Annotated in this window: 30 protein-coding genes; 14 read left to right on the forward strand and 16 right to left on the reverse strand. The window is 64.5% G+C overall.

Annotation, left to right across the window (positions count from 1 at the left end; translation table 11 throughout):
- The first annotated feature begins 102 nt into the window (after positions 1-102).
- Positions 103-1,878 (forward strand): aspartate--tRNA ligase, encoded by a 1,776-nt coding sequence (aspS, locus tag ACVILL_RS30655; RefSeq protein ID WP_456732468.1) that lies wholly within the window; start codon positions 103-105, stop codon positions 1,876-1,878.
- Positions 1,879-1,992: 114 nt separating this feature from the next.
- Here the strand turns inward: aspS and ACVILL_RS30660 are convergent, their stop codons facing one another.
- The gene (locus tag ACVILL_RS30660; protein WP_456732469.1) at positions 1,993-3,993 is read right to left on the reverse strand and encodes a hypothetical protein; all 2,001 of its coding nucleotides are present in this window, start codon (positions 3,991-3,993) and stop codon (positions 1,993-1,995) included.
- 222 nt (positions 3,994-4,215) lie between these two features.
- Between ACVILL_RS30660 and ACVILL_RS30665 the strand changes: the two genes are divergently transcribed.
- Positions 4,216-6,525, forward strand: a complete 2,310-nt coding sequence (locus ACVILL_RS30665) for an NADP-dependent malic enzyme (protein ID WP_456732470.1) — start codon at positions 4,216-4,218, stop codon at positions 6,523-6,525.
- 156 nt (positions 6,526-6,681) lie between these two features.
- Positions 6,682-7,134 carry a DoxX family protein gene (locus ACVILL_RS30670; protein WP_456732471.1) on the forward strand — a complete coding sequence of 151 codons (453 nt, stop codon included), beginning with the start codon at positions 6,682-6,684 and terminating at the stop codon, positions 7,132-7,134.
- 148 nt (positions 7,135-7,282) lie between these two features.
- On the opposite strand, the gene ACVILL_RS30675 is transcribed toward ACVILL_RS30670, so the two are convergent.
- From ACVILL_RS30675 to ACVILL_RS30690, 4 genes are all read right to left on the reverse strand, one after another.
- Entirely contained in the window at positions 7,283-7,840 is a 558-nt protein-coding gene (locus tag ACVILL_RS30675) for a dihydrofolate reductase (protein ID WP_456732472.1), read from the reverse strand.
- 10 nt (positions 7,841-7,850) lie between these two features.
- Positions 7,851-8,849, reverse strand: a complete 999-nt coding sequence (locus ACVILL_RS30680; RefSeq protein WP_456732473.1) for a polysaccharide deacetylase family protein — start codon at positions 8,847-8,849, stop codon at positions 7,851-7,853.
- Between the two features lie 171 nt (positions 8,850-9,020).
- A complete protein-coding gene (locus ACVILL_RS30685; protein WP_456734406.1) occupies positions 9,021-9,590 on the reverse strand; it encodes a glutathione peroxidase in 570 nt (189 codons plus the stop codon).
- A 249-nt stretch (positions 9,591-9,839) separates the two neighbouring features.
- The gene (locus tag ACVILL_RS30690) at positions 9,840-11,606 is read right to left on the reverse strand and encodes a L,D-transpeptidase (protein ID WP_456732474.1); all 1,767 of its coding nucleotides are present in this window, start codon (positions 11,604-11,606) and stop codon (positions 9,840-9,842) included.
- Positions 11,607-11,829: 223 nt separating this feature from the next.
- Here ACVILL_RS30690 and ACVILL_RS30695 point away from each other — a divergent pair, with 223 nt between their 5' ends.
- A complete protein-coding gene (locus ACVILL_RS30695) occupies positions 11,830-12,390 on the forward strand; it encodes a CreA family protein (RefSeq protein ID WP_456732475.1) in 561 nt (186 codons plus the stop codon).
- Positions 12,391-12,433: 43 nt separating this feature from the next.
- On the opposite strand, the gene ACVILL_RS30700 is transcribed toward ACVILL_RS30695, so the two are convergent.
- On the reverse strand, positions 12,434-12,661 hold the full coding sequence (locus tag ACVILL_RS30700) for a hypothetical protein (RefSeq protein ID WP_456732476.1): 228 nt from the start codon (positions 12,659-12,661) through the stop codon (positions 12,434-12,436).
- Between the two features lie 434 nt (positions 12,662-13,095).
- Here ACVILL_RS30700 and ACVILL_RS30705 point away from each other — a divergent pair, with 434 nt between their 5' ends.
- The gene (locus tag ACVILL_RS30705) at positions 13,096-13,260 is read left to right on the forward strand and encodes a hypothetical protein (protein ID WP_456732477.1); all 165 of its coding nucleotides are present in this window, start codon (positions 13,096-13,098) and stop codon (positions 13,258-13,260) included.
- Positions 13,261-13,305: 45 nt separating this feature from the next.
- The gene (locus ACVILL_RS30710; RefSeq protein ID WP_456732478.1) at positions 13,306-13,701 is read left to right on the forward strand and encodes a hypothetical protein; all 396 of its coding nucleotides are present in this window, start codon (positions 13,306-13,308) and stop codon (positions 13,699-13,701) included.
- 49 nt (positions 13,702-13,750) lie between these two features.
- On the opposite strand, the gene ACVILL_RS30715 is transcribed toward ACVILL_RS30710, so the two are convergent.
- The 3 genes from ACVILL_RS30715 to pdxR are packed head-to-tail and all read right to left on the reverse strand — an operon-like array spanning position 13,751 to position 15,707.
- Positions 13,751-13,996, reverse strand: a complete 246-nt coding sequence (locus ACVILL_RS30715; protein WP_456732479.1) for a DUF6719 family protein — start codon at positions 13,994-13,996, stop codon at positions 13,751-13,753.
- 11 nt (positions 13,997-14,007) lie between these two features.
- Positions 14,008-14,157 carry a hypothetical protein gene (locus tag ACVILL_RS30720; protein WP_456732480.1) on the reverse strand — a complete coding sequence of 50 codons (150 nt, stop codon included), beginning with the start codon at positions 14,155-14,157 and terminating at the stop codon, positions 14,008-14,010.
- A gap of 47 nt (positions 14,158-14,204) precedes the next feature.
- A complete protein-coding gene (pdxR, locus tag ACVILL_RS30725) occupies positions 14,205-15,707 on the reverse strand; it encodes a MocR-like pyridoxine biosynthesis transcription factor PdxR (RefSeq protein WP_456732481.1) in 1,503 nt (500 codons plus the stop codon).
- Positions 15,708-15,780: 73 nt separating this feature from the next.
- Between pdxR and ACVILL_RS30730 the strand changes: the two genes are divergently transcribed.
- Together ACVILL_RS30730 and ACVILL_RS30735 are read left to right on the forward strand one after the other, a co-directional pair.
- Positions 15,781-16,521 (forward strand): pyridoxamine 5'-phosphate oxidase family protein, encoded by a 741-nt coding sequence (locus ACVILL_RS30730; protein WP_456732482.1) that lies wholly within the window; start codon positions 15,781-15,783, stop codon positions 16,519-16,521.
- Positions 16,522-16,576: 55 nt separating this feature from the next.
- Entirely contained in the window at positions 16,577-17,854 is a 1,278-nt protein-coding gene (locus ACVILL_RS30735) for an ArgE/DapE family deacylase (protein WP_456732483.1), read from the forward strand.
- A 102-nt stretch (positions 17,855-17,956) separates the two neighbouring features.
- Here ACVILL_RS30735 and ACVILL_RS30740 read toward each other — a convergent pair whose 3' ends face one another.
- Positions 17,957-18,736: a cobalamin-binding protein gene (locus ACVILL_RS30740; RefSeq protein ID WP_456732484.1), complete on the reverse strand. Its 780-nt coding sequence runs from the start codon at positions 18,734-18,736 to the stop codon at positions 17,957-17,959.
- Positions 18,737-18,880: 144 nt separating this feature from the next.
- Between ACVILL_RS30740 and ACVILL_RS30745 the strand changes: the two genes are divergently transcribed.
- Positions 18,881-19,279: a PaaI family thioesterase gene (locus ACVILL_RS30745; RefSeq protein ID WP_456732485.1), complete on the forward strand. Its 399-nt coding sequence runs from the start codon at positions 18,881-18,883 to the stop codon at positions 19,277-19,279.
- Between the two features lie 140 nt (positions 19,280-19,419).
- Positions 19,420-20,043: an N-acetyltransferase family protein gene (locus ACVILL_RS30750; RefSeq protein ID WP_456732486.1), complete on the forward strand. Its 624-nt coding sequence runs from the start codon at positions 19,420-19,422 to the stop codon at positions 20,041-20,043.
- 80 nt (positions 20,044-20,123) lie between these two features.
- Here the strand turns inward: ACVILL_RS30750 and ACVILL_RS30755 are convergent, their stop codons facing one another.
- The 3 genes from ACVILL_RS30755 to ACVILL_RS30765 all read right to left on the reverse strand — a co-directional run bounded on the left by ACVILL_RS30755 (position 20,124) and on the right by ACVILL_RS30765 (position 21,517).
- Positions 20,124-20,432, reverse strand: a complete 309-nt coding sequence (locus ACVILL_RS30755) for a hypothetical protein (protein WP_076860275.1) — start codon at positions 20,430-20,432, stop codon at positions 20,124-20,126.
- An 89-nt stretch (positions 20,433-20,521) separates the two neighbouring features.
- The gene (locus ACVILL_RS30760; protein ID WP_456732487.1) at positions 20,522-20,821 is read right to left on the reverse strand and encodes a putative quinol monooxygenase; all 300 of its coding nucleotides are present in this window, start codon (positions 20,819-20,821) and stop codon (positions 20,522-20,524) included.
- A gap of 12 nt (positions 20,822-20,833) precedes the next feature.
- Positions 20,834-21,517, reverse strand: coding sequence for a DUF2161 domain-containing phosphodiesterase (locus ACVILL_RS30765; protein ID WP_456732488.1), 684 nt, complete (start codon positions 21,515-21,517; stop codon positions 20,834-20,836).
- 134 nt (positions 21,518-21,651) lie between these two features.
- On the opposite strand from ACVILL_RS30765, the gene ACVILL_RS30770 reads away from it, so the two are divergent.
- Positions 21,652-21,996: a hypothetical protein gene (locus ACVILL_RS30770; RefSeq protein ID WP_456732489.1), complete on the forward strand. Its 345-nt coding sequence runs from the start codon at positions 21,652-21,654 to the stop codon at positions 21,994-21,996.
- Here the strand turns inward: ACVILL_RS30770 and fabG are convergent.
- On the reverse strand, positions 21,993-22,673 hold the full coding sequence (fabG, locus tag ACVILL_RS30775; protein ID WP_456732490.1) for a 3-oxoacyl-ACP reductase FabG: 681 nt from the start codon (positions 22,671-22,673) through the stop codon (positions 21,993-21,995). The two genes, ACVILL_RS30770 and fabG, sit on opposite strands and share 4 nt — an antisense overlap.
- A gap of 124 nt (positions 22,674-22,797) precedes the next feature.
- Between fabG and ACVILL_RS30780 the strand changes: the two genes are divergently transcribed.
- Both ACVILL_RS30780 and ACVILL_RS30785 read left to right on the forward strand, forming a co-directional pair.
- Positions 22,798-23,499, forward strand: coding sequence for an SGNH/GDSL hydrolase family protein (locus ACVILL_RS30780; RefSeq protein WP_456732491.1), 702 nt, complete (start codon positions 22,798-22,800; stop codon positions 23,497-23,499).
- A gap of 120 nt (positions 23,500-23,619) precedes the next feature.
- Entirely contained in the window at positions 23,620-23,826 is a 207-nt protein-coding gene (locus ACVILL_RS30785) for a hypothetical protein (RefSeq protein WP_035634033.1), read from the forward strand.
- 10 nt (positions 23,827-23,836) lie between these two features.
- Here ACVILL_RS30785 and ACVILL_RS30790 read toward each other — a convergent pair whose 3' ends face one another.
- Positions 23,837-24,580: a tyrosine-protein phosphatase gene (locus ACVILL_RS30790; RefSeq protein WP_456732492.1), complete on the reverse strand. Its 744-nt coding sequence runs from the start codon at positions 24,578-24,580 to the stop codon at positions 23,837-23,839.
- Between the two features lie 84 nt (positions 24,581-24,664).
- Between ACVILL_RS30790 and ACVILL_RS30795 the strand changes: the two genes are divergently transcribed.
- Positions 24,665-24,976: an MliC family protein gene (locus ACVILL_RS30795; RefSeq protein WP_456732493.1), complete on the forward strand. Its 312-nt coding sequence runs from the start codon at positions 24,665-24,667 to the stop codon at positions 24,974-24,976.
- Between the two features lie 90 nt (positions 24,977-25,066).
- Here ACVILL_RS30795 and ACVILL_RS30800 read toward each other — a convergent pair whose 3' ends face one another.
- Positions 25,067-25,267: a DUF2735 domain-containing protein gene (locus tag ACVILL_RS30800; RefSeq protein ID WP_456732494.1), complete on the reverse strand. Its 201-nt coding sequence runs from the start codon at positions 25,265-25,267 to the stop codon at positions 25,067-25,069.
- Positions 25,268-25,403 lie beyond the last annotated feature (136 nt).

A 25,403-nucleotide genomic window follows, 5' to 3' on the forward strand; every position in this document is an offset into this window, starting at 1 on the left:
GGTTGCCGCAGGGGGCCTCGTCGGCTAAACCCTCCGCAACTTCGGATAGGGCATTTTGGCCCTGTCGCGATTCGATCCTCCGACATCAGTTTTGGGACTAAAATGCATCGCTACCGGTCACACACATGCGGCGCGCTCCGAGAGGGCGATATCGAGCAGACGGTCCGGCTTTCCGGTTGGGTCCACCGGGTCCGCGATCATGGCGGCGTGCTGTTCGTCGATCTGCGCGACCATTACGGCATCACCCAATGTGTGGCCGACCCGGACTCGCCGGCGTTCGCCGAGGTCGAGAAGTTCCGCTCGGAGTGGGTGGTGCGGATCGACGGCCGGGTACGCCGCCGTCCCGCCGGCACCGACAATCCCGAACTGCCGACCGGCATGGTCGAGATCTACATCAAGGAGATCGAGGTGCTGGGCCCGGCGGCCGAGCTGCCCCTGCCGGTGTTCGGCGAGCAGGAATATCCTGAGGACATCAGGCTCAAGTACCGCTTCCTCGATCTGCGTCGCGAGAAGCTGCATCAGAACATCATGACCCGCGGCGCGGTGGTCGATTCCATGCGCAAGCGGATGAAGGAGCAGGGCTTCTTCGAATTCCAGACCCCGATCCTGACGGCGTCGTCGCCGGAAGGCGCGCGCGACTTCCTGGTGCCGTCACGCATCCATCCCGGCAAGTTCTACGCGCTGCCGCAGGCGCCGCAGCAGTACAAGCAGCTGCTGATGATGTCGGGCTTCGACCGCTACTTCCAGATCGCGCCGTGCTTCCGCGACGAGGACCCGCGCGCCGACCGCCTGCCGGGCGAATTCTACCAGCTCGACGTCGAGATGAGCTTTGTCACCCAGGACGACGTGTTCGCGGCGATGGAGCCGGTCATAACAGGCGTGTTCGAGGATTTTGCCAAGGGCAAGCCGGTGACGAAAAACTGGCCGCGGATTCCGTTTGCCGAAGCCGTGCGCAAATACGGCTCCGACAAGCCCGACCTGCGCAACAAGATCGTGATGCAGGAGGTCTCCGAGCACTTCCGCGGCTCCGGCTTCAAGGTGTTCGCGCGAATGCTGGAAGACCCGAAGAACCAGGTCTGGGCGATCCCCGGCACCGGCGGCGGCTCGCGCGCCTTCTGCGACCGCATGAACTCGTGGGCGCAGGGCGAAGGCCAGCCCGGCCTCGGCTACATCATGTGGCGCGAGGGCGGCGAGGGCGCAGGTCCCCTTGCGAACAACATCGGCACCGAACGGACGGCAGCGATCCGCGACCAGCTCGGCCTCAAGGAGGGCGATGCGGCGTTCTTCGTCGCCGGCGATCCCGAGAAGTTCTGGAAGTTCGCTGGTCTCGCGCGCACCAAGCTCGGCGAGGAATTGAACCTGATCGACAAGGACCGGTTTGAGCTCGCCTGGATCGTCGACTTCCCGATGTACGAGTATGACGAGGAGAACAAGAAGGTCGACTTCTCGCACAACCCGTTCTCGATGCCGCAGGGCGGCCTCGACGCCCTGAAGTCGCAGGATCCGCTGACCATCAAGGCGTTCCAGTACGACATCGCCTGCAACGGCTACGAGATCGCCTCCGGCGGCATCCGCAACCACAAGCCGGAAGCGATGGTGAAGGCGTTCGAGATCGCGGGCTATGGCGAGCAGGAGGTCATCGACCGTTTCGGCGGCATGTACCGCGCGTTCCAGTACGGCGCCCCGCCGCATGGCGGCATGGCGGCCGGCCTCGACCGCATCGTGATGCTGCTCTGCGGCACCAACAACCTGCGCGAGATCTCGCTGTTCCCGATGAACCAGCAGGCGATGGACCTGCTGATGGGCGCGCCGTCGGAAGCGACCCCGAAGCAGCTCAAGGAGCTGCACATCCGTACCAACCTGCCGGCGAAGGGCTAGACGAGAGAGGTGCGTAGCCCGGATGGAGCGTAGCGAATCCGGGAAGCCCTCCAACGCCGACACCGGTCCCGGATTGCGCTTCGCTTCATCCGGGCTACGGGATCGAGCGGGGCATCACAGCCCCGTCGAGGCCTCGATCTTGAATTGCGCCAGCGCCGATTGCGGATCGGTCTTGAGCAACTGCATCAGCTGAAGCGCCGGCGCTTTCGCGCGCGGGGTCAGCTTGATGACCAGCGTCTGCCCCGGCGTCTCGATGAACTGGCTGATCGCGGTGACGAGAGCGGTGGCATCGGGATTTGCGCCGCCGATCGCATCGCCCTGGGTCTTGATGCTGTTGAGGACGGCGTTGCGCGCCTCGTCGCGGCTGACGTTCTGGGTGCGGGCGTATTGGGCGACCGCGAGATCGATGACGCCGAGGTCGTGCACGGTGAGCTCGATCGTGCCGGCCTCGATCTGCGCCGCCGCGCCCATGGATTCCGTGGGGCTGACCGAAAATGCCTCGCGCGGCACGTTGGCGAGCGTGAGCTTCGCCGATGCGTTCAACAGGCCCGCCATGTCGAGCCTGACCGGCTCGAGCGCGAGCGCGCGTGACGCCTCGGTCCAGGCGGCGCCGAGATCGGCGTCGACCGCCATCTTGTCGATGCCGGCTGCGACGAGCGCCTGCTGCCCGGGGATGGTCGCATCAAGCGGTGTCGCCACCTTCGCGGTTAGGTGCAGCCTGCTCGGGATCGATCCGATGAACTGACCCCAGTCGAGGCTGAAGACGTCGATCTTGACCAGTTTGCCAGTATTCTTGTACGGCCAAAGGAGTCCTTTGAACTCGACGCTCTCGATCAGAGGAAACAGCGCCAGCGCCTGTTCGGGTGTCGGCTTCTGTCCGGCGAGTTGTGCCGTTAGCCGCACGGACTTGGCGACATCGAACGACTTCAGCGCGAACCGTCCGACCTTGAGGGTGCCATTCGGAGCACCTGAATCGAGTCCTTCGACCGCAAGCTCGCCGATCTTACCGTGTTCGAAGTTGAAGCGCATCGAAGTGAGCCTTAGCGGCGTTTCCGGTGTCTCAAGCAAGAGCCCATGCATCTCGGCATTTCCGATGCCAGCGGCTGAATAAATGTCAGCGAGTTTCTCCAGCAGGTCGCGCGTTTGGGCTGCAGACGGTGGCGGTGCTCCTGGCGGCGGGATCATTGCCATCAGCGCCGGCAGTTGCATCCGCGACGGGTTGATCCTGACGTCGTCAACGGTAATGCCGTCGATCCGCATGTTAATGCGAGGCGTGGTCGTGGCGGTGATGACATAAGGGCCGGCGGAAACATGCCCCTGAACCCGGTACTCCCGATCGTCGTTGGCCTTGGCGGGATCGAATATCGCCGCCATCGCGCCGACGTCGATGTCGGTCGCGACGATATTGGCGAGCTCGCCGTTCATCTTGATCGGCGTGCCGTCCACCTGCTGGCTGACCGTGAACGCCACCTTCTCGGTCTTGCCGGACGCGATTTTCCCGTCCTTCAAGTTTTCGATGGCAAGGCCCGAATAAGCGAACTCGCCGCTGGCGCCGTCGCCGGCGTGTGCGACAGCGCTGAAGGTCATCGGTCCGGTCAAGGTGGGCGCGCTCACCGATGACGCGCTGATGCGCGCAAGCTGGGTGAATGCAAACCGGTACAGATCGAAGATCGAAGACGAAAAGGCCGGAAGTTGAGGCAGGCCGGCGGGACCGGAATAGTCCTTCACCGTGACCCGCGGCGCTTTGTAGGTGAGGGAGCCGATCGCGGGTGCCGATCCGGCCACGCCGACCTCGACATCCTTGAACTCGATACGATCGGCGGAGACCCGTGCCGCGTCCGGCTGGCCGAGCCCCATCATCGTCAGGCTGGCAATCTTGACGCTGATCGGGGATTGCGCGCCCGACTCGGTGGCGATGTCCGAAATCGTCAGGGTGCGGCTCTTGGTGTCGAAGGCGATCCTGCCGTGGCTCACCTTGGCACCGGAGGCACGGATCTGCTGGAAGGCGGCCTCGACGTCGCGCGTAACCCGGCGCTGGGCGTAGAAGTCGAAACCGAAATAGCCGCCGGCGGCGATGATTGCGACCGCGATCAGGCCGAGCAGAATTTTCTTCATTCGGTCAACTCCGGATCATCAAGGGAAAAAAATTGCCAATCTGCGGCCGCACGGTGCCGCATCCGTGAACGCGCCCGACCGGGCCTGTTGACGGGGACATTATCGGATGTTGCATCCAAGCGGCTGGACATGCTTCACATCCAGCTCGATTTGCCGGACAACTGTCTTTTGCCTGGATAGCACAGAAACAAGAAATTTGGGCCGGAAACGCGGGGAGCACGCATGTCGTCATCGTCTGAAGAACTCCATAACGCGGCGCTCGCCTATCACCGGCTGCCGCGGCCCGGCAAGCTCGAGATCCAGGCGATCAAGCCGCTCGCCAACCAGCGCGACCTGGCGCTGGCCTATTCGCCGGGCGTGGCCGCCGCCTGCACCGAGATCGCCAAGAACCCGGCCGAGGCGGCGACGCTCACCGCCCGCGCCAATCTGGTGGCCGTGGTCTCGAACGGCACCGCGGTGCTCGGCCTCGGCAATATCGGTCCGCTGGCCTCGAAGCCCGTCATGGAAGGCAAGGCGGTGCTGTTCAAGAAATTCGCCGGCATCGACGTGTTCGACATCGAGATCAAGGCCGACACGATCGAGCGCGTGGTCGAGACCGTCGCCGCGCTGGAGCCGACCTTCGGCGGCATCAACCTGGAGGACATCCGCGGGCCGGAGTGCTTCGAGATCGAGGCGCAACTCAAGGAGCGCATGAAGATCCCGGTGTTCCACGACGACCAGCACGGCACCGCCATCATCGTCGCCGCCGCGATCGTCAACGGGCTGCTCCTGAACGGCAAGCAACTGTCCGACGTGAAGATCGTCTGCTCCGGCGCGGGCGCCGCGGCGATCGCGACCCTCAATTTGCTGGTCTCGATGGGGGCGCAGCGCAAGAACATCTGGGTCTGCGACATCGATGGTGTCGTCTACGAGGGCCGCAACACCACGATGGATCGCTGGAAGGCGGTCTATACCCAGACGACCGACGCCCGCGTGCTGGCCGACGTCGTTCCGGGCGCGGACATCTTCATCGGGCTGTCGGCGCCGGGCGTGCTGAAGCCCGAGATGGTCAAGCAGATGGCCGACAAGCCGTTGGTGATGGCGCTCGCCAATCCGGTGCCGGAGATCATGCCGGACGAGGCGCGGCTGGCGCGTCCCGATGCGATGATCTGCACCGGACGGTCGGACTTCCCGAACCAGGTCAACAACGTGCTCTGCTTCCCGTTCATCTTCCGCGGCGCGCTCGACGTCGGCGCCACCGCAATCAACGAGGCGATGAAGCATGCCGCGGTGGATGCGATCGCGCAGCTCGCGCGCGATCCGCCGTCGGATGCGGTGGCCCATGGCTTCGAGACCGGCGAGACCCAGGGGTTCGGCCCCGGCTCGCTGATCCCGAGCCCGTTCGATCCGCGCCTGATCCTGCGCATCGCGCCGGCCGTGGCCAGGGCCGCGATCGAGTCCGGCGTCGCGACCCGGCCGATCACCAATTTCGACGAGTACACCGCCAATCTCGAGCGCTTCGCATTCCGCTCCGGCCTCACCATGAAGCCGGTGTTTGCCAAGGCGAAGACCCAGCCGGTGCGTGTGATCTACGCCGAGGGCGAGGATGAGCGCGTGCTGCGCGCGACCCAGGTGGTGCTCGAGGAGAAGCTGGCGCGGCCGATCCTGGTCGGCCGTCCGTCGGTGGTCGAGACGCGGATCAAGCGCTTCGGCCTGTCGATCAAGGCCGGCCGCGATTTCGACCTGATCAATCCCGAGGACGATCCGCGCTACCGCTCCTATGTGCAATCCTATATCGACGTCGCCGGCCGGCGCGGCGTGACGCCGGAGGCGGCGCGGACCGTGGTCCGCACCAACAACACGGTGATCGCGGCACTAGCGGTGTCGCGCGGCGAGGCCGACGCGATGCTGTGCGGGGTCGAGGGCCGCTACATGAGCCATCTGCGTCATGTCCGTGAGATCATCGGCTTCCTGCCGGGGGTCAGCGACTATGCCGCGCTTGCGCTGATGATCACTTCCACCGGTGCCCATTTCCTCGCCGATACCCAGGTGCGGCCGAATCCGAGTGCGGAGGAACTCGCCGAAGTGGCCTCGCTCGCGGCGATCCACGTCCAGCGCTTCGCGTTCAAGCCCAAGGTCGCGTTCGTGTCACATTCCGACTTCGGCAGCTATGATACCGACTCCTCGCGCAAGATGCGGCGGGCCACCCAGCTGTTGAAGGACAAGCATCCGGAGATCGAGGCCGACGGCGAAATGCAGGGCGACACCGCGCTGTCCGCTGCGGCGCGGCGCCTGGTGCTGCCGCAATCGCGCTTGGAAGGCGAGGCCAACATCCTGATCATGCCGAACCTCGACGCCGCCAACATCGCCTATCAGATGATCAAATCGCTGGCCAACGCACTGCCGGTGGGGCCGATCCTGATCGGTCCGGCGCGCCCGGCCCACATCCTCACCCCGGGTGTGACGGCGCGCGGCATCCTCAACATGACCGCAGTCGCCGCGGTCGAGGCCCAGGAGCGCGCTGGTCGCGCGCAGCCGACGCTGTTCGGCTGACGGGCGTTGTTTGAGCACGTTATGTTCGGAAGACCGCAGCGCGGTTTTCCAGATCGTGCTTGGGCCGAGATGAATTCGATTTGATCGAAGCAGGCGGGGCGGCCATAATCGCTCTGCCTGCTTCGTCCGATTTCTGCCATCCAGTGAGGCCGACCCATGCCAGCGTTCATCACCTTCGGGCGGATCCTGTTCGCCGTGCTGTTCCTCTATTCGGGAGCAAGCAAGCTGTTCGGCATCCAGGCCACGGCGGATGTGATCGCAGCCAAGGTGACGATCCCGGCCGTGGCTGCGCCCTATACGCAGCAGATCGAAACCTTCGTCGGGATGCCGTTCATGCAGCTGCTCGCGATCGTGGTCGGCGGCTTCGAGATCGTCGCCGGGCTGATGATCGCGGTGAACGTGCTGGCGCGGTTCTTCGCGCTGCTGCTGATCATCTACGTGTGCTGCGTCACCTTCTACTTCCATGATTTCTGGAATCAGCCGGCGCCCGACAATCTCAGGACCCTGATCGATGCGCTGAAGAACCTGTCGCTGATCGGCGCGCTGTTCATCATCGCCGGCTACGGCCGCGGCCCGCGCCGCGACGACCCGGCGTATGGGGACGTGTAGATACGACGGCAGCGTAGCAGGATGGGTGGAGCCAACGGGTCCGCGCAAGCGCGGCCCGATGATAAACTCCGCGAAACCCATCATCTCTTGTGCCGAGCGATCGATGGGTATCGCTGCGCTCCACCATCCGACGGACTTCGATCAGTCTTCAACCCATCCGCCGCCATGGCGTGACGCTGACTTCATGCGCGGCATCGACCAGTTGCGCTTCGCCGGCGACGAGGCCGTGTGCTGACAGCACCTGCTGCGGGGTCCGGGCAGGGACGCCGGGAAAGCACGGCTCGCCGTCGGGGATGCGCACCTTCGATGCGACCGAGAGCCAGAACGTGTCGTAGCGGTCCATGAACATGCCGAACACGCCGGGACCGCCGATGATGGCAGCCATGCCCGAGGTCACGCCGGCCTCGCGGCTTGCGGTCTCGAACGGACAGCCTGCGGGATTCCACAGCAGCGCCTTCGGATTATCAGGGTCGGGCGCAATGGCCGCGACCTTGCCGGTCAGGATCAGGCGGCGCCGCTTCGGCGCGTTCGGCTGCTCTTCCTGGGAGTGGCGGCCATGCACGACGAGGTCGGCGCGATCGAGGGCTGCGGTAAAGAACCGCTTGTCGCCCTCGATCTTGAGCTCGTCGGGCATGACATTCCCGGCGTTCGCCAACCGGCCATCGGCGGAGACGATGACGAAACCCTCGATACGCAACGCAGACACGAGAATCTGTTTACTGATCGACCGTGGTGACGACGCTGTTCACCGGCCGCGAGCTTACGGTCGGCAGCTTGACGTCCTTGGCGAGCTCCTGCTCGTATTGCGGCAGCACGGTCGCCGGGAATTTGGCACGCATCGCGACCACCTTGTAGCCGCCCGCCTTGAGCTGCGTCAGCAGCGTGGGCAGCGCTTCCGCGGTGTGTTTCTGGAAGTCGTGCATCAGGATGATGCCCTTGCCGAGCTTGGCGAGCTTCTTCATCACGGTGTCGATCACGGCTTGCGAATTCTTCGACTTGAAGTCGAAGGAGTCGAGGTCGCAGGAGAAGATCGCGATGTTGCGGGTGCCGAGATAGGTGACCATCTCCGGCGGATGCTGCAGCGCCGGGAAGCGGAAGAACGGCGAGGGTGACGTCTCGAGCGCCCATTTGACCGCGGCGAAGCCGCGCTCGATCTCGTCCTTCTTCTGATCCTCGGTCAGCTTCTTGTTGTTCAGGTTCGCGTGCGACCAGGTGTGCGAGCCGACCGTGTGGCCGGCGGCATAGACCTGGCGCAGAATCTCGGGATGATAGGTGGCGTGCTTGCCGATCGGGAAGAAGATGCCCGTGGTGCATTCATCCGCGAGCGCCTTCAGCACGGCCGGCGTATTGCCAGGCCATGGGCCGTCGTCGAAGGTCAGCACCACTTCATGGTCGCGCAGGAAGTCGAGCTGCTTGAAATGCTCGAAGCCGAAGCCGGGTCCGCCTGTGGTGTCGATCTCGACAGTGCGGGCAACGCCGAGCGCGTTCGGATTGCTGCAGGCGGCGCGCGCCGGCTGCGGCGGTTGTTTCGGCGGCACTGGCGCGGCGGCTGCGGCGGGCGCGGGCGCCGCGGCGGCAGGCGCTGGTGCTGCGGCCGCTGGTGCTGCAGCCGGCGCAGCAGTGCCGCCCTTGGCGGGCGGCGTCTGCGACCAGGCAGCGCTCGAGGCGAGCAACGATACGGTCCCTGCGAAAATCAGACCTGTCGCAATGCGCATGGCGTGTTCCCTGCTGATCGCGATCCAGTGCCGGCATTGCCGCAACCGGGCCGCTTTCGCCCCCAACCGATCGTACCCTAGTCGCAGTGACGACGCCAAGGCAATGAACGTGGCGGGCCTGTGGCTAAAATCCTCGTCGGATCAGTTAATTCCGGGGATTATCGTCGCTTCTCAGGCGGCCGCCAATGTCCGTGCGATCCCGGTCTTGATGCGGGTGTCGTCGGGCGTGACCGACTCAGGGAAGACGTCCGCGATGTAGCCGTCGCGTCCGATCAGGTATTTGTGGAAATTCCAGCGCGGCACGTCCTTCGGCCGCGCCTCCGCTGCCCACCGGTAAAACGCATGCGCGTTCGCTCCCCGGACCACTGCTTTGGCCGCGATCGGAAAGGTGACGCCGTATTGATGCTGCGCCGTCTCCGCGATCTCGGTCGGGCCGCCGGGCTCCTGTCCGCCGAAATCGTTGGAGGGCACGCCGATGATGACGAAGCCGCGATCTCGGAACTCGGTCCATAATTGCTGCAACCCGGCATATTGCGGGGTGAAGCCGCACAGCGACGCCGTGTTCACGATCATCAGGGGACGACCGTTATAGTCGGCGAGGCGGATGTCGCCGCCGTCCAGTGCCGGGAATGAGAAGGCATAGGCAGTGATCCGGCTCATTCCGGGCTGCTGAGCGTACAGCGCACGGGATCCTGCGGCCGCAGCGAACGCCGCCACGATCAGTGTCCTGCGATCCATCATGGTCTGGTCCCCGGAACAGATGTTCGCGGGGACTATAGTCCAGGAGAGCACGCGCAAGTTTTCAAGAAGGCGTTATGGGGGGCGAGGTAGCAGGAGGCCGATGGGGGCCAGTTCGGCCCATCGTCATTGCGAGCGAAGCGAAGCAATCCATGGTTCAACTCGGGCAACCATGGATTGCTTCGTCGCTTCAGCACAAAATTGCTTCGCAATTTTGTCGCGAACTCCTCGCAATGCCGGTGAGATCGATGATCAGCGCAGCGGCAGGATGAAGTCGGTGCCTTCGCCGGTCTCGCCCTGGTTCACGCCGAGGTCGGAGACGATGATCGATCCGCCGGTGCCGAGCGCTTCGCTGATCCGCGCCATCACGTCCGCCGGAATGGTGATGCGGTCGAGTGCCTCGGCCGGGGTGTTGGTGGCTGGCTGCGGCTTGGCCTCGACCGGCGCTGCGGCCGCCACCTTGCGGCGACGCGAGACATGCTCGTCGGCGTCGATACGGGGGGCTTTGCGGCTCGGCAGCGTCACCACCGACCAGCGCAGCAGGTTCGTATCCGATTTGTCGGCTTCGGCGGTGAACACATGCGTGCCGAGCGGCCGATCGCCGGCCGCGATCGTCACCGGGGCCTCGAACAGCGGCGCAAAATTCTGCCGCACATAGATCTTGGAATCCTTGCGGCTGATGAACACCGCGATCTGGCCGGCGCGCTTGTCGATCCTGGCGACACTCGGCAGCCGTGCCGGATCCTTCTTGGCGTCGGGCGCGTCGGCGGCGGTTGCGGCCTCGGCAGGCTTGTCAGCCGGCTTGACCGCATCCGTCACCTTGGCGGCGGCCGCGGCCGCAGCGTCCTTGGCCGCAGCGTCCTTGGCCGCATCGGCGTTCGGCGCATCAGTCTTCGATGCGTCGGTCCTTGCTGTGTCGATTTTGGGCGCCTCGGCGGCGGCGGGCTTGGCGGCGTCCGGCTTCGGCTCGTTGGCCTTGGCTTCGGCCTTCACCGCGTCGTTCGCGGAGACCTCGGTCTTCGGCGTGTCGGTGCTGCCAGTGGTTTCGCCGACCGTCTTGTCGTCGGTGGCCGCGCCGTCGGCGGCGGCGGTCCCGGGCTTCGTCGGCTGCGACGGGTCCGCTGCGAGCTTCTCCGCGATAGGGTCGCTTGCCGCGGAAGAGGACGCATCGGACATCGTCACCGACGCGCTCGCCGCCGGCATCACGCCGCTGGCGTCGGCGGTGTGGGTGTTGTCGCGCAGCGACGCGGCGGCATGGCCGACGCTGCTGCGCAAATCGAGACCGGTCTGCGGCTTGTCCACGCCCTTGTCGCTCTTCACGCCGAGCGGGGCATCCATCTTCAGAATGTCGTCGGCAACCGGCTGCTGCGGCGCGACCTTCTGCGTCACCAGCAACGGGTGCGAGAAACTCTCCGGCGCCATCGTGCCCGGCGTGACGAACACCCGGGCGCCCATCCGCGTCCAGTTGTACATCTTGACCGCAAACGACATCGGCATGCGGATGCAGCCATGCGAGGCCGGATAGCCGGGCAGCACACCGGCGTGCATGGCGATGCCCGACCAGGTGATGCGCTGCATGTACGGCATCGGCGCGCCGCTATAGATGTTGGACTGGTGGTACTTCTGCTTCTGGATGACGCTGAAGACACCCATCGGGGTCGAATGCCCCTTCATGCCTGTCGATACCGGGCTCTCGGCATAGAGGCCGTTGGCATCGTAGATGCTGACGCGCTGCTGGTCGATCGAGACCGAGATGATCAGGGGACCCTGCGGCTTGGTGCCGGCCTCCTTCTCGATCGCCGGATTCTTCCTGGTGGCGCTGCGCTTCGGCTTTTGCCGGTGCGGCTGCGGCATCGGCTCGTAATCGCCGTAAAACGCCGAGTCGCGATTCCAGTAATAGAGCGCCGCATTGGCCTGGGAGGACGCGGCAACTGTGCCGGCCGCCGTCAGTATCGCAAACTGCCAGAACCGCCCGCTCGCAGAATCAAAAATCGAAATCCGACGTCCGCTTGCGCGCATATTCCGAATCCCAGTCCAAACTATTCGTTGGTTGTCGCAGACGCGGAACGCGTTCACCAGCGCATGCGATCTAACCCTTACGTGAGGGGCGAATTTTCGACCAAAGAGTAGCAAAAAAGCCTCACAAGAGGTTAAAGCGCCGGGTTTGATCACCGAACTGTCAGCGCCTACCTGTGCGGCGTTTGCGCACTACATAGGCGTAACCCATCCCGCGGAGACCTCAATGACATCGAGAACTGTGAGCCTGTGTGACGTACGACGCTTGTCTCGATGGGGGTGCGCGGCGCTGTTGGTGTTGCTGACCTTGGGCCAGATGCATCCCGCGGATGCGGCTGACGAGCCGGACCTGATCTTCCGCCGCTCGACGGTGTTCAAATGGGTGAGTCCCAACGACAAGCTCGCGACCTATGGCGTCGACGACCCCGAGGTCGAGGGCGTCGCCTGTCACTTTACGGTGCCGGAGAGGGGTGGCTTCAAGGGCTGGCTTGGCGTCGCCGAGGAGGTCTCCGACGTCTCGCTGGCGTGCCGGCAGATCGGGCCGATCCGCTTCAAGACCAAGCTCAGCCAGGGCGACGACATGTTCCGTCAGCGCCGGTCGCTGTTCTTCAAGAAGATGCAGATCGTGCGCGGCTGCGACGCCAAGCGCAATGTGCTGGTCTACATGGTCTATTCGGACAAGCTGATCGAGGGCTCGCCGAAGAACTCGACGTCGTCGGTGCCGATCATGCCGTGGGGCGCTGCCGATGCCGCCGCCGTGCAGAAATGCGGCGAGTTCATTCAATAGCAGGAGCAGGGGCTTGGCCCGGTCGGCTGAAGCGTCGCGCGAGCTAACTTTTGGTTTGCCCGAACTGCTTCGCACCGAGGCTGAGGACGGGCCGCGCCTTCGAGTCGCGGCAGCCGACGAGGCGTACCAGCTTCTGCGGCGCGCACTCATTGTCGCCCATCACGTGAGCGCCCTGCTGCGGCATCGCGGCCGTCATCTGTTGCTGCTGGCCGGATTTGGTGGCCGCGGATTCATTGCCAACCCCGATGTTGCCATTGCCCACGACTGACATCCTTCGTTGGATTGATCACAACAAGCGTTGGATCGGGAATCACCACAACGTGCCACCCTGGAGATGGTTGCACTGTACCCAGATGAGTCGGCCGAACCGTCGCTCGGTTCAGACAGCCTTGCTGTGCTGCTTCCTGTCTCAGCAGAGCAAAGTTAAGAAAGCGCGGTAGCGCGCTCAATTCGCACGCATAATCGAACCATCCACAGCCAGGCAGGTTGAGCGCGCGACATCTTGAACAGGCTCGCTGCTGAGCCGCGGCCACTGAAAACATTGGCGTTTTCCGGCGAATGTTTCGTGGGCGCCCGGCCGACGAAACAATTCAGGTTCCGACGAAACCATTTTCGGCTTGTTCCGCAGAACTCCCGAAACGGCAGCTCGTTATCAAACTGTCAACAACGGCGCCTGACGCCGACTGGACTAACGGAGACTGTCAAATGCGGACCATGAGCCTGATCCTCGCCGTCGCTTTCGTGATGGCCGGCTCGTCGATGGCTGGTTCCCCGGACATCGGTTTGCCCGGCATCGGCACCTTCTCCTATAGCGGCTCGCCCGTTGTCACCGTCACCTCCGCCCCGTTGGTGATGGCACAGGCCAACTAACTAAAAGCGCGACGCGAAAAACAGAACTGCCGGTAAAGGCTCCCCATGTTGCTCCGCATCTGCTCCGCCGCGATGTTTGCATCGCTCCTCCTGGCGGGTTCCGCGCAAGCCCAATCCCAACTTCCGCTCGAATCGATGCAGATCCGGTCGCTGTACCGGGTGCCTGAGCCGCGCGACGAATTCGTCCGGCAATGCGCGCCGCATATGCTCGGCCGCTGGGCGCATCCCGAGGCGGTGTGCGGTTGCCTGCACGACCATGCGGCTGCGACGGTGGATGATCCCGATCTCCGCCTGGCATTGCTGCGCGGGATCAGCGAAACCGGCGTCCCGACCATCGAGACCGATTGGGTGCCGCCGTCCAAGCAGGCCGAGATCGGGCCGACGTTCACCAAGATCGCCAAGCCGACCTTGCAATGCATGTTCGAGCCGATCTCGAACTGAGCAGCGCATCAGGACGTGATGAGGGTAACGCCTCGCGGAAGCGGGGCGTTTATTTTTTGGCGAGGCGCGGCACGCAACTGCGGGTCCGCACCACGCCGTTCTCGCTCAGCTTGGAGCCGACCACCTGCTTGATCTGCCCGGCCGGGCATGAGCCGTCATCGATGAGGACGCGCTGACCGACCCTGAGGTCGACGATGTCGCCTTCGCGCATCAGGGCTTGTTGCGCAGAGGCGGAGTGCGCGATCGCGCAAAGTGCTGCGGCGCTGACCAGAGCAACCAGTCCCATGCGCGCCATCGCAGCCTCCATCACTTGTTCTGGATCTTGAGCCCGTCGGGGCCGACATTGATCTGCAGGCCTTCGGGCTGCTTCTTCGCCTGATAAAGATTGTAGCCGAGCATGCCTGCGATCACGACCAGCGCGCCGATCATGAGATACAGGACGTTGCGATTGGGCATCCGGTATCTCCGTAAAGCGGACACTGACTCAACGCGGGCGACCTTAGTCAGGTGGCTGCGATTCTCCTAGGGCGCTGCGGCTTGGCGGATGCGTCGCGCGTTGCGCGCAGCGCAGTCAGCGTTGTCTTCGCCAATTGTTCCGCCGAGGCGACGAGTTGCGGAACCGGATGACCGGAGAAACCCAGCACGAAGCCGGGCAATGGCCGTGCGCGATGATAGGTCTCGGCGAGCAGCCAGCCACCGACGCCGGCGGCCGATTTTGCCCGCGCTGCGACCAGCGGATCGGTCGCGGGATCGAGCCGCGCCACGAGATGCAGGCCCTGCGACGGCACGGGAACCGTCAGCTCACCCTCGGAGGCTCGCGTCAGCGTCGACGCCAGCACGTCGCGCGCCTCGCGATAGAGCTTTCGCGACTTGCGCAAGTTCGCGGCGAAGGCGCCGGAGTTCAGCATGTCGGCGACTGCGCCCTCCATCAACGTGCCGGGAAAGCGATCGAGCGCGGCGCGTGCTTCGGTCACCGGGCCGATCAAGGCCTCGGGCAGGGCGCAGTAGCCGATCCGCAATCCCGGAAACAGCGTCTTCGCAAACGTGCCCATGTAGATCACGCGGCGCAGATGATCGATGCCGGCGAGTGACAGTAGCGGCGCGCCGTCGTAACGGAACTCGCTGTCGTAATCGTCCTCGAACACGAAGGCGCCGGCATCTCTTGCCCAGTCGAGCAGTTCGAGCCGGCGCGGCATCGACATCTGTACACCGAGCGGGAATTGGTGCGACGGCGTGACGTAGGCCGCGCGCGCCTGGGGGGCCGAGACGCGCCCCTTGTCGATGCGCATGCCCGATCCATCGACCGGCACCGGCACCGGCCGATAGCCGCAATGCTCGATCGCGCGCCGTGCTGCCGGATAGCCGGGATCCTCGCACCAGACCTGGTCGCCGGGCTTGAGGATGGTGCCGAGCACGATGCGTAGCGCATGCAGCGTGCCCGAGGCCAACATGATCTGGTCGGGATCGCAGCGCAGCCCGCGCGCCGACAGCAAATGGTCTGATATCGCGGCGCGCAATTCGCTGCTGCCGCGCGGGTCGCCGTAATGCAGATGCTCAGCGCCGAAGGCACGCAGCCTACGGCCGGCGAAGGCGCGGAAGCGCTGCAACGCGCGCTCGTCGATATGGGTGCAGCCGAGCGACAGCGCATTGTGCTGCGGCGGCTCGATCTCGATCTTCGCGCGTCGCCGTGTGCCGGCCTGCGCCGGAATGCGTGCGGCGACGAAGGTGCCGGAGCCGGTTGTTGCCACCGCGAAGCCGTCGGCGATCAGCCGCTCATAGGCCGTGGTGACGGCGTTGCGGCGGAAGCCGGTCTGCTTGGCGAGTGCGCGCGACGGCGGCAGCGGCTCGCCCGGCTTGACGAGGCCGCTGACAATGGCGTGGCACAGCGCCTGATAAAGCCGCTGCTGCGAGGCCGCGCCCGGCGTCACATGCGGGCCGCTGAGGTCGAGCGGCAGCTCGGGTTTGCGCGCCGCGGGCTTGCGGGAATTGGTCGGAATTTTTCGCATGGAATTGGCACTATCGCAGACCAAATGGGCCGCTACAACTCTGGACAGATTCCAGATTTCGAAGAGGCTGACCGTGACCGAAGGCGCATCCACTCCGTCCTACCCCAAGTCGTCGTACCCAACGTCGTCCCGCAACCGGGTCAAGCGCCGCCACGACCGCGGCTTCTACGACCACGCCACCGTGCACAAGATCCTGGACGCCTCAATGCTGTGCCACGTCTCCTACGTGATCGACGGCCAGCCCTATTGCACGCCGACCTTCTTCTGGCGCGAGGGCACCAGGCTCTACTGGCACGGCTCGAGCGCGAGCCGGATGCTGGAGAACCAGTCGGACGGCCAGCGCGTCTGCCTGACGGTCGCCCATCTCGACAGCCTGGTGCTGGCGCGCTGCGGCTTCAATCACTCGGCCGACTATCGCGCGGTGATGGCGTTCGGCACTGCTTACCTCGTCACCGATCCCGCGGAGAAGGAGCGCGCCATCGTTGCGATGGTCGACCGCTTCTTTCCCGAGCGCACCGCGGGCCTGCGCGCCAGCAACAAGCAGGAGATCAAGGCGACCTCGTTCATCGCGATGGAGATCGAGGAGGCTTCCGCAAAGGTGCGCGCCAAGGGCGTCGCCGACGACGACGAGGATTACGAGTTGCCGATCTATGCCGAGCGCATTCCGGTGCGCACCGTGCTCGGCGCGCCCGAGCCGTGCCCGCGGCTGCTCGACGGCGTGACGCGGCCGAAGACGCTCGATGGCTATTCGGAAGGCCGTCTGCTCGAAGATGCATTGCGGGATGCCTATTTTGCGCAATACCCCGAGGGGTGAAATCGGGCTACGCTGCGGCTCCCGCCTTATCTAAAATTCCCGATGGAGCTGCCGCATGACTGCCGAGACGCAACAACGAATCCTTGCTGCCGTTGACGAGGGGTTCGATGCGCAGCTTGCGGCGACGCAGGCCTTTGTCGCGATCCCCTCGACCCGCGGCGCCGAGGGGCCGTGCCAGGACATGATCGGCGATCTCCTGCGCGAACGCGGCTACGAGGTCGACGACTGGCACATCAATCTCGACGAACTGAAGGATCTGCGCGGCTTCGGCCCGATCGAGCATGATTTCTCCAGGGCGCGCACGGTGGTCGGCACCTATCGTCCGGCCACCAATGCCGGCAAATCGCTGATCCTGCAGGGCCACTGCGACGTGGTGCCGACCGGTCCGCTCGACATGTGGGAGACGCCGCCGTTCTCTCCTGTCATCAAGGATGGCAGGATGTATGGCCGCGGCGCCTGCGACATGAAGTCCGGCACCATCGCCGCGCTCTATGCGCTGGATGCGATCAGGAAGGCCGGATTGAAGCCGACGGCGCGGATTCACTTCCAGTCTGTCATCGAAGAGGAGAGCACCGGCGTCGGCGCGCTTTCGACCTTGCAGCGCGGCTATCGCGCCGATGCCTGCTTCATTCCGGAGCCGACCAACGGCAAGATGATCCGCTCGCAGGTCGGCGTGATCTGGTTCCGCCTGAAGGTGCGTGGCTTCCCGGTGCATGTGTTCGAGGCCGGCGCGGGCTCGAACGCGATCATGGCGGCGTATCATCTGGTGCATGCGCTGGAGAAGCTCGAGATCGCCTGGAACGAGCGCGCCAAGACCGACCGCCACTTCAAGGACGTCAATCATCCGATCAACTTCAATCCGGGCATCATCAGGGGCGGCGACTGGGCCTCCAGCGTGCCGGCCTGGTGCGACGTCGACTGCCGCATCGCGGTGCTGCCGGGTTGGTCAATCGCCGAATGCCAGAAGGAGATTCTGGCCTGCGTCGCGGCCGCGGCGCGCGACCACCGCTTCCTCTCCAACAATCCGCCGCAGGTGGAGTGGTCGGGCTTCCTGTCGGAAGGCTATGAGCTCGTGAACTCCGAGGCGCCGGAAGCCGCGTTCGCCAAGGCGCATCAGGCAGTCTATGGCGGGGCGGTGGAAGATCGCGCCTTCACCGCGCTGACCGACACGCGCTTCTACGGCCTGAACTACGACATCCCGAGTCTCTGCTTCGGTGCCACGGGAGCTGCGATGCACGGGTTCAACGAATATGTCGAGCTCGACTCGCTCAAGAAGTCGACCAAGGCCACCGCGCTGTTCATCGCGGAGTGGTGCGGGGTGGAGAAGGCGTAGCCACCGTTCTCTCCACGTCATTGCGAGCGTAGCGAAGCAATCCATGCCTCCGCTTGCGGAAGCGTGGATTGCTTCGTCGCTTCGCTCCTCGCATGACGGAGGTCAGACCCACAGCGCCTTCACGATCGCATCGAGCCCGTCGGTCAGTGCGGCGGGACCTGGCTGCAGGATGATTGGCGATTTGATCTCGACGATGCGGTCGCTGCGCACGGCCGGAATGTCGCTCCATCCCTCACGCTTGCGGATGCGGTCTGGCACGACCTTCTTGCCGCACCAGGACGCCAGGATCACGTCGGGCATCGCCGCACGCACGACATCAGGCGTGACGATGCGATCCTTCGCGGCCTTGTGCGCGCGCAGGTGCGGCAGCGCGTCTTCGCCGCCGGCGATCTCGATCAGTTCGGACACCCAGCCGATGCCGCTAATCAGCGGATCGTCCCATTCCTCGAAATAGACCTTTGGCCGCGGCGCCGGGCGCGGCATTGCCGCGATCGCGGCCAGCCGTTGCGCGAGGCTTTGCGCGAGTTCGTCTGCGCGCCGGGCCACGCCGACCATCGCGCCCAAGGTGCGGATCATCGCCAGGATGCCGGCGACGTCGCGCTGGTTGAAGACATGGACCGCGACGCCGGCGCGCACGAGGTCGGCGACGATGTCGGCCTGCAAATCGGAGAAGGCGAGCACCATGTCGGGGTCGAGCGCCAGGATCTTTGGAATGTCGGCGGAGATGAACGCCGACACCCGCGGCTTCTCGCGCCGCACCTGCGGTGGCCGCACCGCGTAGCCGGAGACGCCGACGATGCGGTCCTGCTCGCCGAGCAGATACAGCGTTTCGACCGTCTCTTCGGTCAGGCAGACGATCCGGCGGGGAGGGAAGTCGCGCATGGGCGACGGTATGCAGGCTTGGCGGTCCGTTGTCACTGATACCATCACGTCATGGTCGCCATTACCTCAGACGTCATTGCCGGGCCCGGCCGGGCAATCCATCATGCCGGCATCAACCTCGAAGAAGACACGCAGGGAGTGCCCATGACGCCGCTCGAAAAGATCCAGTCGATGAAGATGCCGTTTGCGGAACTGAAGGGCGTCACCTTCATCGAGGCTGACCAGGATCGCGTGGTCGCCAGGATGCTGGTGCGGCCGGACCTCTGCACCCTTCGGAACACTATCCATGGCGGCGCGGTGATGGCGTTCGCGGACTCGGTCGGCGCCGCCGCCACCGTGATCAACCTGCCCGAGGACGCCAAGGGCACCACGACGCTGGAGAGCAAGACCAACTTCATCGGCGGCGCAAAGGAGGGGGCCACCGTGATCGCAACGGCCACGCCGGTTCACCGGGGCCGACGGACCCAGGTCTGGCAGACCCGGCTGGAGACCGAGGACGGCAAGCTGGTGGCCGTCGTGACCCAAACACAGCTGGTACTATGATGAGGCAATAATGTGATTTACCGATCACCTCATGCCTTAATTAAATGAATCTGAGTGCTTGAATGATATGGTGCGACGCACAATATAGGACAGGTTAGGGAGTCGACGCCTCCTCGAGGGCTACCAAGAGGAGTTATGAAATGAACCACGATTCCATCAGTTCGACCTCTGCCCGGGGCACCGTGCGGACGTTGAGCCAGCAGGAGGAGCTTCCTCTGCTGCGCGATCATTTGCTGCGACTGGATCGAACCAGCCGTCATGATCGTTTTCATGGCTTCATCGACGACAGTTTCATCCGCCGCTATGCCGAGCGCTGCGCCAACGACGGCACCGTGATCATCGCCTATTTCGAGGATGGCGTGGTCCGAGGTGCGGCGGAGCTGCATCCGCCGGAGCAGTCGCCGGACGCGCAGCCCGAGATTGCCTTCAGCGTGGAGCGGTCGTCGCGGCGCAAGGGCGTCGGCAGCACGCTGTTCCGCAAGCTGATCGCCGAGGCGCATGCCAAGGGCTACGCCAGCCTGCGCATCACCACGGGCGCGCAAAACGACGCGATGCGCGCGCTCGCCATCAAGTTCGGTGCGCAGCTGACCTTCCGTCACGGTGAGTCCACGGGCAGCATTGACCTGACCGAGCAGCACCAGGGCGAGCCGGCACCCGCTGTCACCCCGGTGACGCCGGTCGAGGCCGCGCGCGCGATCGTCGACATGAACCGCGCCTATTGGCGCATGGTGATGCAGATCTCCGGCTGGGGCCGGGCAGCCTGAGCTGAGACTTCACATCAAAAGAAAAAGGGCAGTCCGCTCAGCGGATTGCCCTTTTTCTTTAAGTCATCGGATGGTGTTGTTCAGGTGCCGGTGCGCTTGTCGGTCGCGAAGCGGCGGACCACGCGGCGCTCGACCACGACGGAGCGCTGCGCCCCCTGTTCGCCGGCGATCACGCGGGTTGCCGTGCCGGTGCGGGCGCTGACGCGCGCGGTCTTCTTCACCTCGGCGAGCACCTCGTCATACGGCAGCCCCATCAGGGACGACGCGATCTCGGCCTGGGCCTCCACGTCATCCGTGATGCCGACGGCGGCGAAGATTGCTTCCTCCAGCGTCGGCGGATCATGCCGCACGCGCCTTGTGCCATACTTGGTATTCCAGTCTCCGCTCATCGCCGCCTCATCCTTGAATCGCGGGAGATACGTAGGATGCCGAATGTTGCATTGCAATATGAATGTGAGATGGCAATCCAGCCATGCAGCTAGAGTCTCTCAATCTTGTGAGCGTCATAAAGTTCGATTGCGGTCGCTGCGGCCGCAAGCGATTGCAGCGAGCGGACGAAATCGCGTGACGTGGGGACCGCGAAATGCGCCGCCAGCGCCGCCCGGTCGGCCCATTGCTCGAAGAACACCAGCCTGAGCGGATTCTCGCAGTCGACATGGACCGCGTGCGAGATGCAGCCGGGCTCGGTGCGCGAGCGATGGACATGCTCGAGGCTCAACCGCCGTACCTCGTCGAACGTGTCGGGGCGGGCGGTGACGCTGCCGGTGACGACGATCATGATGCTCTCCCTCTAAGGGGCGGCCTCAGCCCCTGACGCGTTCATCGGCTGCTGAGGCCAGCGCTTCAGCGCGGCACGGCCGGCATCGGTCAGCACATAGATGCCGCGCTCGGTGCGATCGAACCAGCCATAGACATTATGCAGCAGGATCTTGCCCGCGTCGGGAATATCGGTGCGCAGATCGCGCACCCGCCGTGGCCCGTCCGAAAGCGCCGAGGCGCAGGCCAGCGCCTGCTGCCGGTAGGCGGTCATGATCGGGGCACGAGTCGATCCACCCATCGCGGGATCGCCCTTGCGCTTGCGGTGCTCGGTGATCAGGCGCGAGCGCTTCTTCGGATTGCGGCGCGGTGCCGTGGTCGGCGGCGGCACCAGCACCTCGACGTCGCCGCGATCGGTGACGCCGAGCATGCCGAAGCCGAGCCGACGGCACAGATTGCGATAGCGCGCGTCACTCTCGCGGCCCTTGCCGCGGGTCGAGACCTTGGCCGCGATCCACACCTCGTCGGCGGCGCCGGCGCGATCGACCGCCTGCAAAATCAGTTCGAGATTGAAGGCGAGCTTGAGTTCACCGATTACGACGACGGGTGGGTCATCGCCGCTCAGCGCCACCAGGTCGCAGCCGCCGATCTCGCCCTTCACCGTGAAGCCGAGCTTTTCGAGGAAGCGTTTGACGGGCAGATAAAGTGCGGTTTCCAACAGGCAGGCTCCTGCGGCATCCGGCCGCGACTCGGTGCGCCAGCATAGCGCGGAATTGCGCCCGCTGAGGCGGCTGGAATTTGCCCAAAGCGCGGCCGAGCGGCTATTGTCGGAACCGGGACCAGGCGCAACTCATGATCCGGAACGGGCTCTATCACATCACCGTCGAATTTCTCGACGGCGTCTCTGGCGGCAACCAGGGCGTCATGGTGCTGCGCGACGGCCAGATGCGCGGCGGCGACTCGTTCTTCTTCGCCCATGGCAGCTACACCGCGGCCGACGGCAAATGGAAGGGCGAGGTCACCAACGAGGAGCATTCGCCGACCTATGGCGAACGTCCGGTGTGGGAACGCAAGGTGGTGACGATCGGATTCACCGGCACCTATACCGACGAGACCGCCAAAGGCGACGGCATGGCGCTCGCCGGCAAGCAGAGCATCCGCTTCCGCTCGAAGCTGCGGCTGCTGGTTGCGGACTAAACCCGCCCGTTGACTGGCAGCAGCGCGCCGGTGACGGCGCTTGCGGCGTCGCTGGCAAGGAACAAGATCACGTCGGCGAGCTCCTTCGGCGTCACCCATTTGGAGATATCGGCCTTCGGCATCGCGGCGCGGTTGGCTGCGGTGTCGATGATCGAGGGCAGCACAGCGTTGACCGTGACTTTGCCCTTGAGTTCCGCAGCCAGCGACTCGGTCAGGCGGTGCACGCCGGCCTTTGACGCCGCATAGGGCCCCATGCCGGATGCGGCCTGCAAGGCGCCCAGCGCGCCGATATTGATGATGCGTCCGGCGCCGGATTTGACGAGATGTGGGATGGCGGCGCGTGATGTGTTGAACGCGGTCATCACATTCATCGCGTACATGCGGTGCCAGGTCGCGGGATCGCCGTCGCTCACTGCTTCGAAGGTAAACCCGCCGGCGATGTTGATCAGTCCGTCGAGCCGGCCGAAATGCGCGGCCGCCTTGTCGATTGCGGCGGTTGCCTGTGCCGTGTTGGTGAGGTCGATACCGCCGAGCTCGATGCGGTCAGCCGTCGCGGCAAGCTGTGAGGCGGCATGATCGATGCCGGCGACGCGGGCGCCGCGCGCCAACGCCTCTTCGGCGACCACTTTGCCGAGCGCGCCGAGGGCGCCGGTGATGACGATGGCTTTTCCGTTCATGGCGGTCTCCGTACGCACGACAGGCTGCCGCCCACTATGATCAGGCGGAATTCATTTGCAATGCCGTCAATTTCGTCTCCTACTGCGCGTATTCATCAATTCATTCGCGTCAAGGATGTTTGTGATGCCGACACCGAGGCCCTGCGAAACCCATCTCGAACTCGTCAAGTTCAGTTACGGATTGCCGCATCTTGCGGAGGCGCTCAAGCGCGAACGCAAGGTCAAGATCGTTGCTCTCGGATCATCATCGACCGCGGGGGCCGATAAAATTCTCCCATTTCCGCCACGGCTGGAGATCTTGTGGCGAAGCCAGAAACAGTCCTTCGGCCGGATGATCGACATCATCAACCGGGGGATCGGCGGGCAAGAGGCGCCGGAAGAGTTCTCGCGCATCGAGTCCGATGTCATCGCCGAAGCACCGGTGATGGTGATTTGGCAGATCGGCACCAATGCCGCGTACCGGAATTACAACTTCGATCAGGTGCAAGCGACATTCGAGGCAGGGCTCGATGTGCTGGCCGGGCTGCCGCTGGACGTCGTGGTGATGGATTCGCAATACACCCAGGCAATCATCGGCGCGCCGGACGTGCTCAAGCTCGCCAACCAGTTCATGCCAATGATCGCCGACGTCGCCGCGAGCAGGAAAGTCAACCTGTTCCGCCGCTTTGCGCTGATGAAGCAATGGGTCGATGCCGGAATTCCGCTCTCCGAACTCGACGATGGTGCACAGGAGCATCTCCATACGAGCGAGTGGGCGACCGATTGTGTCACTCAAGCGTTGCTCGGTGCGATCAACGAAGCGGTGGCACGGAGTGCGATCACGTAAGCCTGACTACGTAAGACTACGGGGTAAGGCCGGTTCGATAAAATTTGCGGCAGTTCTGTAAGTCGTTCGCAGAACCCTTTCCTTAGAAGCGGAACACCAGCCAAGGTAGGGGTTATGCGAATGGGAAATCTTCCGGATCACGGTTTACCGCTCGTTCAGCTTAAGGAGCAGCGGCGCGATCTTGTGGTGGCGCTGCAAAACCGCAAGGGACCGGTGGGCAGTTGGGAATTGATGCAGATCGCGGCGATCCAGCAGGCGATCTCGGCGTTCGAGGATGTGATCGCCGATCTCGATGCGGAGCTCGAGCTCGAGGCCGCGGCAGCCTGAGCGAACTTGATCAGGCCTGCAGATAGCGGCCTGCAAGCGCCTCGTGCTCGGCTTGGCCGAGCCCGAGGCCTTCACGGAAATAACCGTCGAGGCTGCCGTAGTCGGCATCGATCGCCTCGAACGCAGCCTCCAGAAACGCCGCGCGCACGGTACCGAGCACCTGCTTGACGTCGTCGGGCAGCTCGGTGCTGTGGGCCGGATCGCGCTTGTAGAACTGGTTGGTCAGGAGATAGTCGTCCGCGATCACCTGCTCGGAGACGCCGAGCGCGTGCAGGATCAGCGCGCAGGCAAAGCCGGTGCGATCCTTGCCGGCGGTGCAATGGATCACCAGCGGCGCGCGGTCTTCGAGCAGATGAGCAAACAGCGAGCGATAGCGCGGCGTGTTGTCCTGCACATAGCCGCGGTAGGAATCCCGCATCACGTCGATCGCATCGGCTTCCGACAGTTGTCGGCTGCTGGCGATCTCGCGCAGCGACGCGACCACCGTCGGCTCGACCGGCAGTGAATGCACGGTCACGTCGCTCATACCGCACAGCGCCTCGGCGCGCTCGGCAACGCCGCGGAAATCGAACGCGCTTCTGACCCCGAGGCCGCGTACCACGGCGACGTCCTGCTCGGTGAGATGCGCCAGATGATTGGAGCGGAAGATCTGCCGCCAGCGCACCGTCCGGCCGTCACGCGTCTGGTAGCCGCCGAGGTCGCGGAAATTGCTGGCGCCGGCGAGATTGAGGTGACGGGCAGGGGCTTCTGACATCGGCGGGCCTGTTGCAGCTGTTGCGGTCTTGGCGCAGGAGTATCGGCGCAGACAGGTCTATAACCGGCCTCTCGGGGGGAGAATATGACTTATCGCGAGGGCGCCATTTTAATCGGCGCAATTCTTTTCGAGGCTCTTGGTTCCTCGACGGCGTCAGCACAATCCGCGTTCCGGAATTATCACTGCGCCGACGGCACGCAGTTCGTTGCGGCGTTCTTCAACGGCGATACGCGCGCCCATCTGCAACTCGACGGCAAGGCGGTGACGCTGACGAAGCGGCTGTCGCTGACGGGAACGCGCTATCGAGGCGGGGGCGTCACGCTCGAGATCAGCCGGGCCGGGCTGACCAGGCTCAAACATGCCAGGCGGCCGGCGACGGCTTGCGAGCTGGCATGAAAAAAGGGCCGAAACGCCGCGTTCCGACCCTTCTCTATTGCTCTGTCGCCGTCTGACGCTGTTGCGCCACGCATCTCCTTCGGGGCGGCATCAGTGGTCGCGGCTCCGCTCGGCGTCCTCGATCGCCGCCTGATGGTACCAGCTCTCGCTGCAGGCCGAGGTCTCGACTTCAGCGGCAAGGTCGCGCGCCGACTGCACTTCGCCGTAGCGGCGTCCGCCGAGAGCCGCGCGGCCCCCCGCCGGGAATTGATAGATCGTTGCCGACCCCTGGTTCTGGCCCGTGGTGATCATGTCAAAGCCTCCTTTGGCCGGTGCGAGCCTCCATGGTGCGTCCGACTCGCTCGCGTGTGGTTACCCGTGTTTTGAACATCGGCCCGGGCCCAGTAGGGTGCAAGGTGACCAAGAAATAGTCATTTTCTGTCTAATT

This window comes from Bradyrhizobium sp. USDA 3364 (assembly GCF_054056355.1).